Raw genomic sequence first — 11,671 nt, forward strand, 5'->3', positions numbered from 1 at the left:
CTCACGGCAGCCAGCCGCTGCGCCCGCCCGTGCAACTGCGAGCACATCCTCGCGCGACATATAGGCCGGTTTCGATTTCGACGGCGTAGAGGCGAAAGTGCAATAGTGGCAGACATCGCGGCAAAGCACCGTCAGTGGAATGAAAACCTTGCGCGAATAGGTCACGACCGGCCCAAAGCCAGCAAGCGTCAGGCGCTCCGATCGGGCGATCAGTTCCGACAGTGGACCTTGCGCCAAACGGCGGATGTCATCGTCCATCAGATGATTATACTGGCTTGGCATTCCAAGATCCTCTTCGACTGTCCGGGCGTTCAGCCCGTAACTCGTGATTTATCGATTGAATTTCTTTACGTTCAACGCCCTGATCGGCTGCCCAGGCATTGACCGGTCGATTGCAACCTTAATGAGCAGCGGCATGACGAAAATATCCTTCATGCATTATGTTCGAACGAGCCCATCGTTTCGCGCAATTTGAAAGCCCATTCCGTAAGTTCTGCCATGGACGGACCCAAGGCTTTGCCCATTTCGGTCAGCGAATATTCAACCCTAGGCGGCACTTGGGGGTAGACCGTGCGAGCGATAATACCGTCCTTTTCAAGCTGCTTGAGCTGCTGGATCAACATCTTCTGATTCACGCCTTCAATCCGCCGCTCCAATTCGGAAAATCGAACGGGTGCTTTGGCGCCGAACAACTGGCAAATGATAACGATCTTCCACTTTCCCTCCAGCAACCGCATGGCGTCTCGTGTGGCAGCGGCCCAGACGAGTTGCCGTTTCGGGTCGGTGCAGTCCCAGTCCCGTGTCATTCATACTTACCTTTTAGTGGGCTTCACACTTTTAGGTGGGCTATTGCTGATCAAGGTACTAAAGACTAAACTCCGGTGTAAAGCAATAATGATTGAGCAGAGGACACCGAATGGAGATAGGCATGATCGGCATCGGTAGCATCGGGAGCGCCCTGGCTCGCAGGCCCCGCGCAGCAGGTCGAATCGATTCGAAAATTCGATCGAGTGACCGAAATGGCTGATGACAAAGTCGAAGATGCAGGTGTCAATTTGACCATTGTTGAACGTCTCCAGCGACTTGAGGACATTCAGGACATAATTCGCCTCAAGGCGCGTTACACTGAACTTGCCGACAGCAGCGCCGAAGCACCGCACACTGGCGAGGAAATTGGCGGGCTTTTTACCGAGGACGCAATTTTTCATATCGTGCCGACTGGTGCTCCACCATTGATCGGATCGGCTGCGGTCACTGAGCGGTTCAACGACGCCACACTATATCCCTATTCCTATCATTTGCTCGGCAACCCCCACATCGAAGTGGATGGCGATAGCGCGAAAGGACGATGGCATGTGGTCGTGGCGCTTAACCGGCGCGACATGGGCGCGATGTGGACGACGGCCTTCTATGAGGATGAGTTTGTTCGCACCGCATCGGGCTGGCGGATCAAAAGCCTGCGATGCACAGCCTCTGCCTTCGCGCCATTCGGGCAGGGGTGGTGACTGAGCGAGACTGATATCATCTGTCGCGCACTGTTTTTGGGTAATTGGCCAAGGTGCCGCGTTCGATCTGCAACAGCATAGCGAATGGGTTTGAGGAGGATCAGAAAGTGCGTTTTAGTCTATCAGAGACAATGGGTCAGTATCAGGACTGGCTGGAGATGGGCGCTGCCGCTGAGGAAGCCGGGTTTGATGCCTTCTCCGCACCGGACAGTGTGTTCTATCCTGACAAGACAGATTCCATCTATCCATATAATGAAACCGACGCGATCCGAAAATATATCGAGAACACGGCCTTTATCGAGCCGATGGTCGCCTTCGCCTGGATGGCGGCGAGGACCAGCAAGCTGCGCTTCTTTCCCAATGTGATGAAGTCGGCATCGCGTGCGCCGATCCTGCTTGCAAAGCAGATATGCTCTCTCGCGGTCGTTTCGGACAATCGCTTCATCTATGGCGCCGGCATCGGTCCCTGGGAAGAGGACTTTTCTTATAACGGGCTGGACTGGAGCAAGCGCGGTGAGCTTTTGGACGAATCTATCGACATTTTGAAGGGGCTGATGACCGGCGATTTCTTCGCCTATGAGGGCAGGCACAACAAGTTCGGGCCAATCAAGATAAATCCGGCGCCGACCCAGCCGGTGCCCATCGTCATTGGCGGCCATTCGAAGCCGGCCTTACGCCGTGCTGCCAAGATGGGCGATGGCTGGACCGTGGTGAACATGGACTATGATCCCATGAAGGCCATGATCGCCGAACTGCACGAGCTTCGCCGGTCCTATGGTACCGATAACAAGGACTTTCAGGTCCACGCCCGGCAATATAATGTTCGCACTGCCGAGCAGGAGCGCCCCGACCTTGGCGCGTACCGGAAGTTCGAGGATATCGGTGTGACCGATTATTGCATCGTCCTGTTCCCGACGCCGGATGTTCCGCTCCAGACGAAACTCGATACGATCAAGCGGTTTGGCGACGAGGTCATTTCGAAGCTTTGACGAAGGCTCACTCCAGATCCGTTTAACAGATATCGCTATCAGAATAGTACCTGACGGACATCAGCCGCAGGTATCGAGGGAGAGAATGGTGATGAAGGTGCTCGATGCACAGGAACTGCTGCAAATCGCTCAGGACCGAACCGGCCTGTCCGACTTTGGACCCGATGATTTCCGCGAGGGACTCGACATGCTCGTGAACGGGATCAATGCCGATGTGGACGTGCGTCCTGATCGCGTAGTGCATCTGCGCGAAAATATCCTGCGCCTGCTCGTGAATCGGCTATGGTTCCAGAAGGATCTTTCCGAGCATCCCGAAATTCTCGACGAAGTCATCGACGCACCGATCATCATCACGTCCATGCCCCGGACAGGCAGCACGAAATTGCAGCGGCTGCTTGGGGCATCGGGCGATTTCCAACTGGTCGAATATTGGAAAGGCCACATGTTCGCGCGCATTCCCGGCGCGACCGATGGCGGTCGGGAGCAGCGGATCGCGGAAACGCGGGCCTATGAAAAATGGCTTTACGAAGTATCGCCGGACATGATCACGGGCCATCCGGTATTCACAGACGAGGCCGAGGAGGAAATGCAGCTTTTTGAATATGCTTTCCGAACGGGTGCAATGATGGTCTTTGGCTCGCCATCCTATTTTTCATGGCTGCTGCAGGCCGATCCGGCACCGGCCTATGATTATCTGAAAATGCAGCTGCAATATCTACAGTGGCAGAATCCGAACGATCGCAAGAAGCCTTGGCTTTTGAAGACGCCGATCCATTTCGGGCTGGAAAGGCAGCTGAACCGGATTTTCGACAATCCCCGCTTCATCGTTACCCATCGCGATCCGATCAAATGCGTGCCATCCATCGCAGTGATCGCGCATAATTGGCACCGGCTTTACGCGGACGTGGAGCCCGATTTGAACGGGGGCGCGGCACTGACGACCTATTATGGCCAGTCCGCCGACGACCATTTGAGCTGGCGTGACGACGATCCCGATCTCCAGATCCTAGACATCCCTTTTTCCGACATCACCTCGAACGATGAGGCGGTTGTAAGCCGCATCTACGAAGCCTTTGATTTGCCACTAACGGAGAAAAGCAAGCAGGGGATGCTTGACTGGTCCGAACGCAATCCACGCAACAAACATGGTGGTCATTCCTATTCGGCCGAGAAATTCGGAACCACGGACGAAGTGATCCGCAACCGTTTTTCCAGCTATTATGACCGTTTTGCTCCCTTGCTGGCGGGATAGGGGAAGGCCATGAGTGACCTCGATCGGCGGCTGGCGGAGATAGAAGCGCGCTTCGCGATAGCAGACATCGTACATAAATTCTGCCGTGCTGCCGATCGCAGCGACCTTGAGGCCATCCCTTCGCTGTTCCACGATGGGGCTGTGGACAATCATGTCTTTTATGAAGGTGATGTGGCCGGGCTGGTCGAATGGATGCGCGAGCGGCATCGCGATATCCTGAATGCTTCGCACAATGTCAGCAATATCCTGATCGAATTCGCCGGGCCGGACCGCGCGCTGGTGGAATCACGGGTAACGGTATGTCTTCGCTATTCGGCGGTGGGCACTGCGGCATTCGCCAGGGCCGCCGGCCTCGCTATCGCGGGCGATCGGCCGGTCGATATTCTGTCGTTCGGGCGCTATGTCGATGTATTCGAGCGGCGGTACGGCTTCTGGAAGATCGCGTCGCGAACAGCGGTGCCCGACCAGCACCTGGCGTTGGAGGTGCCCGAGGGAACAGGCATGGATTCCCTTGCCCTCGTCAGGCCGCGCCGGGATCAGGATGACCTTGTTTTTCGATTGCGCCGCGAAGTGGGCCTGTCCTGACCCACGGCCAAAGCATTTTAAGATTCAATGGAGACACACATGAGCAGTAATGGTCCCGATATTGGTCTAGCCACCGCATGCACCAAAGATACCATATCGCCACCGGTTCTGGGCCAGTGGGCTGAAGCAAACGGCTTTGAATCGCTGTGGTTCGGTGAACATTCCCATATACCGGCCGGTCTGAAGTCCGAGCGTCGTAGCTACAAGGAAATCCCTGAGAGCTTCAAGGAAATGTACGATCCGCTGCTATCGCACATGGCCGTGGCGGCTGTGACGAAGACGCTGAAACTGGGCACCTCCATCTCGATCATCACTGAACACCATCCGATCAGTCTGGCGACCAGGATCGCAACGCTCGATTATTTTTCAGGCGGGCGCTTTATTTTGGGTGCGGGCGCCGGATGGAGCGCCGAAGAGATGGCCGATTATGGCATAGCATTCGAAGACCGTTGGAAGTGGGTGCGCGAAAGTGTTCTGGCGATGCGGGAGATATGGGGCAACGAAATCGCCGAATTCCACGGTGACATGGTCAATTTTCCGCCAATGTGGTGTGGACCAAAACCCGTTAAGGGCGGCAAATTACCTGTCCTGATCGGCGCTTACACCAAATTCGCCTTCCCCCGCATTGCCGAATATGGCAACGGGTGGATTCCGGTCGACCAGAATGATGCCATGCCCACTGCCGTGGCCGCCCTTCGCGAATATATGACGAGCAACGGTCGCACGTTCGAAGAACTCGATCACACGGTCATCACTCACCATCTGGGCATGTTCGACGGTGATCCGGATCGCCTCAAGCGGCGGGTTGAGGAACTGCACGCGATGGGTTTCAATCGCGTCCTGCTTCAGCTGCCATCGGTAGCTGCCGACAGCCAATGGCAGACATTGGAAACACTGCACAAGGTCGCGCAGACGTTCGCCTGAACACGACAGAGACCGAAACTCAAGGAGACTGATCATGACCATTGTTCAACGCGGCACGGGATCACGCGAAGGAATTATCGATGCTGATGTGGATGCGATTTGGGCGCTGGCGACCGACTGGGGCGTGATGTACTGGTGGGGCAACGAGGTTGAGGAAGCTGGCATGAAGGTCAACAAATGCTATCTCGAAGGCGAGAAGGGCAGCGTCCCGCGCACCAAGGTGATCGAACGGTCGAACACCGAGGAGGGCGGCCTGCCGATCGTCAACCGCGAAACATTGATCCACGAGGATGCCGTCGCCCGCCGCCTGTTCTACAATGGCACCGACGGGTTCATTGAGGGTGTTCGCAACTACATCGCGACGTGGGCATTCGATGCGCTTCCCGATGGCAGGACGAAAATGCATATTTCGTCGGTGTTCGACGTCGTTGAGCCGGGTAATGTCGATTATGTCCGCATGGTCGTGGAAGCTGTCTACGAGATGATCTTCAAGGGCTTTAATCAGCACTTTGCGAAGCAAAAATCGGCCGCCTGAGAGTTGCGAACTTTTTTGGGAAGAGTGCGATGCAGGTAGATTATGATGTTATCGTGATTGGCGGGGGTGGTGCCGGACTGTCGGCTGCCTATCACGCCGCCAAATTGGGCGCTTCGGTCATGCTCGTTGAGGCTTCGTCGAAACTGGGCGGGGCGACCGCCTTGTCGAGCGGTGTCGTCTATGCAGCAGGAACCAGCGTCCAGGCGGATGCCGGGATCTTAGATTCCGCCGAAGACATGTATCAATATATGATGACGCTCAACCAGTGGTCGATAAAACCGGCCCTGGCGAAGCGCCTGTCGGAAGCCGGCGCTTACATTATCGACTGGCTCATTGAACTGGGCAATGAATTTCCGCCGGAACTGGTCATGGAATCAGGCGTAGGCGGATGCGCGCGCGGGCATCAGGCCCTTGGCAGCGGTTACGGCATTGTACAGTCGCTGATCAATGCCGTCGGTGCGCTGGGCGTTGAAGTTGCGCTGGGTTCGCGCGTTTCGGACCTGCTGATCGAAGATGGCCGTGTCGTTGGCATTCGTTCCGGCGAGGTCGATCTGCGCGCCCATGCAACCATCATTACGACTGGAGGCTTCGCCAACAGCCCCGCAATGATCAAGCGGCTCTGGCCGACGGCGGCGGCGCACGGCACGCGTCTCACGTCTTTTTACGCCGACTCGCCCTACAATATGGGTGACGGCATCCTGCTCGCCGAGCGCGTTGGCGCGAACATCACCGGAATTGACAATGGTCTGCTGGTGCCTTCGCCGAACTTCCTGCCGGATTTGTCCTATACCTTACCGGAATGGGCGATGGTAGTGAACCGTGACGGGAAACGGTTCATATCGGAAAATGCCTCCTATGCGGTATGCGGTTATCTGGTCAACGAACAGCCAGAGATGCGTTGTTTTGCGATCTTCGACGAGTTGGCCCTTGTCGAAGCCTGTGCCGACGACAGCGTATTCAAACTTTATATCAACGATCCCGGATCGGACAGCTGGCGCCTCAGCGTCATTCGTGATCAGGTTGCCAAGGGAAGGGTCAAGGTGGCGGACACGATCGCGGACCTAGCGAAAAGATCGGACATTGATCCGGTAAATTTGGAAATTTCGGTCGAGCGCTACAACCAACTCGTGGATCAGGGGGAGGATAGCGATTTCTTCAAGAAATCGGCAAAATTCTATCCCATTCGCACCGGCCCCTTCTACGCTGTGGAGATACGCGCTTCTTCGATAGTTTCGTGCCACGCGGGTCTGGAAATCGACAATGATGGCCATGTCCTGGACGGTAGTGGTGACGTGATTCCGGGACTCTACGCGGGTGGCGAGGTTCTGGGATGTACTTTAGGACGCCGGTATATCGGCGGTGGCATCGGGGTCGCCAATGCCCTTACCTTTGGGCGCGTGGCCGGAGAGAGTGCAACAAGAGAGCACGTCATGGAACCAGCTTAGGTCGGTGCCAGGTACCCAATAGGTCGCGCGCCTTCTATGCCTTAAGCGCCGCTACATGATCGGGAAAGGCGGCGGCCGCATGGCCGCCGCCGCACGCCGCCAAGATATCCAAAGCCTGGCGATATGCTACCTCCCTGGAAGGATTGCAGCTAGGTCATCGATGCTTTGCCAGCCGCAGATGATGACGGGAGCATCTCGATCGAAACGCTGGGTTTCTTCCTCGCGCACAACATTATGCATGACACGGTCGGCTTCGGTACAGGCGAATTCCTCGACGCCGGCGAAAATTTTCTCATTGCTACCTTAGGCGGTCAGGGCATCAATCAGCGTGTCGCTGTTGCAGACGAAGACGCCCGCCGCCATCTAGCCAGGCAAGAGTCCCGCCTCGCGATAGCTTCCGATTGCCGAATCGTAAATCGAGATATCTGAACGGCTTCTCGCCAAGAGTTGCGCACCACAAATGGCGGCAAAGATAGCCTGCGCCCTCCGCTCACACCCCTCGGCGGCAATAAGGGAAGCCGCAGAAAGTTGGCGCCCGATCCACGCGATATTGACGTCGGCAAAGGCTTGCACCTCCTTTGCCACAGCGTCCGGCAAATCATCATATTCGGCTGCCATGAAACTGCCGAGACACATGCGGTTGTCGTTCTCAAGCGCCGTTCGGAAAGTGTCGGGATAGCAGCGCAGACAAGCTATCGGGTCCGGCGTTTCGTCGGACAGCGCTTCAAGGGCAGTTGCCGCATTTTCCCGATAGCGCCTTGCCACCGCGGCGCCGAGATCGGCCTTGCTGGGAAAATAATAGTGGATGCTTGCCGCCTTGATCCCAACCTCCTTTGCAAGATCGCGAAAATTCAGTCCGCCATAGCCATGTGCTTGCGCCGATCGCGTGGCGGCATTCAGGATCGCCTCCCTGGTGTTCATACTCATCGCAATATCCTCGGAGCTCCCCCCTTGCCTGTCAATCAACAGATAGTCGTTGACGTGGCGATCATGATAGCCATACTGAATCTATCAACTGGCAGGTAGGTGAATTGTCATGAAGATTCACGATATGGCTATGGGTCCTTATCCCGCGCGGGTGCGCATCGCTCTGGCCGAGAAGAACATGCAGTTGCGGGTCCGGTTCGTGCCGGTCGATCTTCTCAAAGGCGAGCATAAGACACCAGAATTCCTGGCAAGAAATTATTCCGGTACCTTGCCGGTGCTCGAACTCGACGACGGCACGTTCATCGGCGAATGCACGGCCATCACCCAGTATCTGGATACTCTGGACGGCCATCCCACGCTGACCGGAACGACGCCCCTGGAGCAGGGCCTGATCCACATGATGACGAAGCGCGCCGAACTGGAAATGCTCGATGCCATCAGCATCTACTTCCACCATGCCACTCCTGGCCTAGGGCCGGATGTCGAACTATATCAGAACAAGGAGTGGGGCCTGTATCAGCGGGACAAGGCTCTTCGTGGTATGCGCTACTTCAACACCATATTGCGCAATCAGCCATTCGTTGCCGGAAATGTATTTTCCATGGCGGACATAGCGGTTATCGCGGGCCTGATCTTTGCAGGTTTGCTTGACGTGGCCGTGCCCGCGGAATGCGACGCGCTAGTGACGTGGTATGACAAGATGCAGGAGCGCCCGAGCGTGAAAAACCGGATTACCATGTCTGACACAACGACAGCATAGCCTTAGCATATATTCTCCGGGAGTTGCGTAATCGCGCCGGCCCGGAGCAACACGGCGGCGGCCTCGCGGTTGGCTTGCGCTATTTGTGAGTCGGACGTCGTTTGCGCCATGACGATCGCCCCCTGAATGAGCGACAATATCTGCAACACCGTCTTATCCGGCTCACTCAATGCCATTGGCGCGATGAGGTCAGCGACCAGGTCGTGTAGGCTTTGGAAATAGGCGGCGATCGTCGCCTGTACCTCTGGAGAGTCGGCGTCCGGGCCAAATTCCGCCAGGCCCCTTACGAATGGGCATCCACGAAAGGGTGCCGTCTGGAACGATCCGCCAAGTGCGTCAAAGATCGCCAGGACGCGCTCGACCGGTTTCAGTTCGGGCCGGTCGGTCGCGTTCGCGAGCATTTCTAGCCAGACAATGTTTTTGTGCCGGAGATAATCCGCCACCAATCGGGACTTGGAGGGGAAGTGCTTGTAGAAGGTCATCTTGGCAACGCCGCTTTCGGCGATGATCCGATCAATGCCGACGGTATGGACGCTGAACCGGTAGAATAAATCCGACGCTGTCCTCAGGATGCGCTCTCGCGGAGGGAGTGCGGCGAAAGCCTGATCCTCAGCAACGATCGTTTCCTGCATGCTACGGCTCCATTTTCCACCTGGCCCTGAACGATGTCGAAGCATGACCAGAGCGCCTTGTCGATTTTATATTTGCATAGATAGACAGGTCTGTCTATGTCTACGTCACCTACAAACGAGTCGATGGGATCTGGAATGAGCAAGAAAATAATTGTCGTGACCGGTGCAAGCAGCGGGTTTGGGAAACTCACCGTGCTGGAGTTGGCCCGGCGTGGACATAGCGTCATCGCGACCATGCGCGACGTCGACGGGCGCAACAGCCAGATCCGCGACGAACTGATCGAGGCCGCAAAGGCGGAAGGCAATCCGCTGCAGGTGCTTGAGATGGATGTCACCGAGGACGCATCGGTCCAGTCGGCGATCGACAGCATCATCGCGCAGCATGGCAAGATCGATGCGCTGGTCAATAATGCCGGGCTGATGCCGATCGGGGTGACCGAAGCCTATACGATGGCCGACGTTGAACGGCTGTTCGCGGTCAATTTCTTTGGTGCCATCCGTACCGATCGTGCCGTGTTGCCGCATATGCGCGCCGCTGGCAGCGGACTTCTGATTCAGGTCACGTCGTTGATGGGGCGGTTTACCATCCCCTTCTTCGGCATCTATTCCGCGAGCAAGTTTGCGCTCGAAGCCCTGGCCGAAACCTATCGCTACGAATTATCCCCGTTCGGGATCGATTCAGTCATCGTGGAGCCGGGTCCGTTTCCCAGCAATCTCATTTCGTCCAGCCCTGAGCCGTCGGACACGGGCGTGCTCGCATCCTATGGTGACGTCGCGGCGATCCCTGGCCAGATCAAGGCCGGTTCCGACCAGTCGCACGATCCCGCCAATCCGCCACGCCCGCAACTCGTTGCCGATGCGATCGCACATTTGGTCGAAGCGACTGAGCGGCGCCCCCTGCGCACGGTCGTCATGCCAGACGGCCTGGATTTCGGCGTTGCCGCGATAAATGAAGCTGTTGCGCCCATCCAGAACGGGGTCCTCACCGCCATGGGTATGGAACATCTGATCTGAGAGTCGGAAAAGATCGGCGGGCAGGGCCCGCCGATCTTTTCCCAACTCTGTCAGCCACTTTGCTGACAGTCGGACACCCGCTCTTTAGAAATTATATTCTACGCGCATTCCATATGTGACAGGCTTAGCCGCGCTGAAATATGTTCCATAGGGCTGGCTTGTCGTCCTGATGAGCGTATATTTCGTGCCGAATACATTATCGGCATATAGCCCAAGCCGGATGCCCGTGCCGGGGGGGCTTACATAGCCAGAGATGTTGGCGACGGTGTATCCCTTCTGCTGATCATGGCCCAGTTGCCCGCCGGCGCCTGGCCAGAACAGGAAGCGTGAGCGATATTGGGCAATGCCGGAAAGACTGGCTTCCCAGCCCCCAATGTCGAAGCTGTAGCGGGCGTTCAGCGACGCAGTTACCCTCGGTGCGTGCGGCACTCGTGTTCCCGACAGGTCCATCGAGCAAGGATATAATGTTGCGCCTGGTGCCGTAGGATTGGAGGTGCCGGTCGGATCGAAACACACCTGCGAGGCATTCGGGTAGCGGAGATAGTCGGCATGCAGATAGCCGAGCGACGCGCCGAGCTGTACACCGCGTACTGGATCGCCGTTGATTTCGAACTCTACGCCATAGCCTTCGGTCGCACCTGCATTCTGGGTGACGGTCCCGGATCCGGTGGCATCAAGGATCTGCGTCTGTAGCCCCTTATTCTTATAATAGAAGGCAGACAGCGCGGTGCGCAGCCTGCCACCGAATGACGATGTTTTCATGCCGACTTCGTGATTGAACATTTTTTCCGGGTCGACGGGCGTTCCGGGAAACGGCGCGGCGGAGGAAAATCCGCCTGCCTTGAAGGCGCGCGTATAGCTGTAATATATGTTCACGGGGCCGTTGTCCCAGGCAAGGACGAAGCGCGGCGTGAAGGCCTCGAACGAGGCTGACCTGGTATAGGCCGCCGGCGCGCCGAACAACTGGAAGCCCGGTCCGTTGGTTACGGATATCCGCCGCTTGTCATGGGTGTAGCGCCCACCAGCAATCACCTTGATCTGATCCGTAATTTCATACGTTCCTTCGACGAAAGCGGAGATGGAATCTGTCGTCAGGCTGTTGA

13 protein-coding genes and 1 pseudogene are annotated in these 11,671 nt (G+C 56.8%); 9 read left to right on the forward strand and 5 right to left on the reverse strand.

The window, feature by feature from the left end; genetic code table 11:
• A pseudogene (fbiC, locus tag K9B33_RS22370) lies at positions 1–258 on the reverse strand (7,8-didemethyl-8-hydroxy-5-deazariboflavin synthase); the annotation flags it as partial.
• A 173-nt stretch (positions 259–431) separates the two neighbouring features.
• Positions 432–806 carry a winged helix-turn-helix transcriptional regulator gene (locus tag K9B33_RS22375; RefSeq protein ID WP_224551326.1) on the reverse strand — a complete coding sequence of 125 codons (375 nt, stop codon included), beginning with the start codon at positions 804–806 and terminating at the stop codon, positions 432–434.
• 213 nt (positions 807–1,019) lie between these two features.
• On the opposite strand from K9B33_RS22375, the gene K9B33_RS22380 reads away from it, so the two are divergent.
• From K9B33_RS22380 to K9B33_RS22410, 7 genes are read left to right on the forward strand one after another with little or no spacing between them, the layout of a single operon-like run.
• On the forward strand, positions 1,020–1,505 hold the full coding sequence (locus K9B33_RS22380) for a nuclear transport factor 2 family protein (protein ID WP_224551327.1): 486 nt from the start codon (positions 1,020–1,022) through the stop codon (positions 1,503–1,505).
• A 53-nt stretch (positions 1,506–1,558) separates the two neighbouring features.
• Positions 1,559–2,494 (forward strand): TIGR03619 family F420-dependent LLM class oxidoreductase, encoded by a 936-nt coding sequence (locus K9B33_RS22385; RefSeq protein WP_224551338.1) that lies wholly within the window; start codon positions 1,559–1,561, stop codon positions 2,492–2,494.
• A complete protein-coding gene (locus K9B33_RS22390) occupies positions 2,466–3,746 on the forward strand; it encodes a sulfotransferase family protein (RefSeq protein ID WP_224551328.1) in 1,281 nt (426 codons plus the stop codon). Before K9B33_RS22385 ends, K9B33_RS22390 begins: the two co-directional genes overlap by 29 nt.
• A gap of 9 nt (positions 3,747–3,755) precedes the next feature.
• Positions 3,756–4,331: a nuclear transport factor 2 family protein gene (locus tag K9B33_RS22395; RefSeq protein WP_224551329.1), complete on the forward strand. Its 576-nt coding sequence runs from the start codon at positions 3,756–3,758 to the stop codon at positions 4,329–4,331.
• Positions 4,332–4,370: 39 nt separating this feature from the next.
• Positions 4,371–5,255 carry a TIGR03619 family F420-dependent LLM class oxidoreductase gene (locus K9B33_RS22400; protein ID WP_224551330.1) on the forward strand — a complete coding sequence of 295 codons (885 nt, stop codon included), beginning with the start codon at positions 4,371–4,373 and terminating at the stop codon, positions 5,253–5,255.
• Positions 5,256–5,289: 34 nt separating this feature from the next.
• Positions 5,290–5,790 (forward strand): SRPBCC family protein, encoded by a 501-nt coding sequence (locus tag K9B33_RS22405; protein WP_224551331.1) that lies wholly within the window; start codon positions 5,290–5,292, stop codon positions 5,788–5,790.
• Positions 5,791–5,819: 29 nt separating this feature from the next.
• Entirely contained in the window at positions 5,820–7,235 is a 1,416-nt protein-coding gene (locus tag K9B33_RS22410) for an FAD-dependent oxidoreductase (protein WP_224551332.1), read from the forward strand.
• A 363-nt stretch (positions 7,236–7,598) separates the two neighbouring features.
• Here K9B33_RS22410 and K9B33_RS22415 read toward each other — a convergent pair whose 3' ends face one another.
• The gene (locus K9B33_RS22415) at positions 7,599–8,162 is read right to left on the reverse strand and encodes a TetR/AcrR family transcriptional regulator (RefSeq protein WP_224551333.1); all 564 of its coding nucleotides are present in this window, start codon (positions 8,160–8,162) and stop codon (positions 7,599–7,601) included.
• A 109-nt stretch (positions 8,163–8,271) separates the two neighbouring features.
• Between K9B33_RS22415 and K9B33_RS22420 the strand changes: the two genes are divergently transcribed.
• Complete coding sequence (locus K9B33_RS22420; RefSeq protein WP_224551334.1) at positions 8,272–8,922, forward strand: glutathione S-transferase; 651 nt, start codon at positions 8,272–8,274, stop codon at positions 8,920–8,922.
• Positions 8,923–8,924: 2 nt separating this feature from the next.
• On the opposite strand, the gene K9B33_RS22425 is transcribed toward K9B33_RS22420, so the two are convergent.
• Complete coding sequence (locus K9B33_RS22425) at positions 8,925–9,554, reverse strand: TetR/AcrR family transcriptional regulator (RefSeq protein WP_224551335.1); 630 nt, start codon at positions 9,552–9,554, stop codon at positions 8,925–8,927.
• Between the two features lie 135 nt (positions 9,555–9,689).
• Here K9B33_RS22425 and K9B33_RS22430 point away from each other — a divergent pair, with 135 nt between their 5' ends.
• Positions 9,690–10,568: an SDR family oxidoreductase gene (locus tag K9B33_RS22430; RefSeq protein WP_224551336.1), complete on the forward strand. Its 879-nt coding sequence runs from the start codon at positions 9,690–9,692 to the stop codon at positions 10,566–10,568.
• An 84-nt stretch (positions 10,569–10,652) separates the two neighbouring features.
• Here the strand turns inward: K9B33_RS22430 and K9B33_RS22435 are convergent.
• Positions 10,653–11,671 (reverse strand): TonB-dependent receptor (locus K9B33_RS22435; protein WP_224551337.1); only part of this gene is annotated, 1,019 nt, incomplete at its 5' end.

The sequence above is a fragment of the Sphingobium sp. 3R8 genome (assembly GCF_020166615.1).
GTDB classification, from domain to species: domain Bacteria; phylum Pseudomonadota; class Alphaproteobacteria; order Sphingomonadales; family Sphingomonadaceae; genus Sphingobium; species Sphingobium bisphenolicum.

What these genes read in the sequence shown, in the direction of transcription:
- K9B33_RS22395 (WP_224551329.1), top strand. Translation starts at nt 3,756, where the DNA reads ATGAGTGACCTCGATCGGCGGCTGGCGGAGATAGAAGCGCGCTTCGCG.
- K9B33_RS22410 (WP_224551332.1), top strand. Translation starts at nt 5,820, where the DNA reads ATGCAGGTAGATTATGATGTTATCGTGATTGGCGGGGGTGGTGCCGGA.
- K9B33_RS22425 (WP_224551335.1), bottom strand. Translation starts at nt 9,554, where the DNA reads ATGCAGGAAACGATCGTTGCTGAGGATCAGGCTTTCGCCGCACTCCCT.
- K9B33_RS22400 (WP_224551330.1), top strand. Translation starts at nt 4,371, where the DNA reads ATGAGCAGTAATGGTCCCGATATTGGTCTAGCCACCGCATGCACCAAA.
- K9B33_RS22415 (WP_224551333.1), bottom strand. Translation starts at nt 8,162, where the DNA reads ATGAGTATGAACACCAGGGAGGCGATCCTGAATGCCGCCACGCGATCG.
- K9B33_RS22380 (WP_224551327.1), top strand. Translation starts at nt 1,020, where the DNA reads ATGGCTGATGACAAAGTCGAAGATGCAGGTGTCAATTTGACCATTGTT.
- K9B33_RS22375 (WP_224551326.1), bottom strand. Translation starts at nt 806, where the DNA reads ATGACACGGGACTGGGACTGCACCGACCCGAAACGGCAACTCGTCTGG.
- K9B33_RS22420 (WP_224551334.1), top strand. Translation starts at nt 8,272, where the DNA reads ATGAAGATTCACGATATGGCTATGGGTCCTTATCCCGCGCGGGTGCGC.
- K9B33_RS22405 (WP_224551331.1), top strand. Translation starts at nt 5,290, where the DNA reads ATGACCATTGTTCAACGCGGCACGGGATCACGCGAAGGAATTATCGAT.
- K9B33_RS22430 (WP_224551336.1), top strand. Translation starts at nt 9,690, where the DNA reads ATGAGCAAGAAAATAATTGTCGTGACCGGTGCAAGCAGCGGGTTTGGG.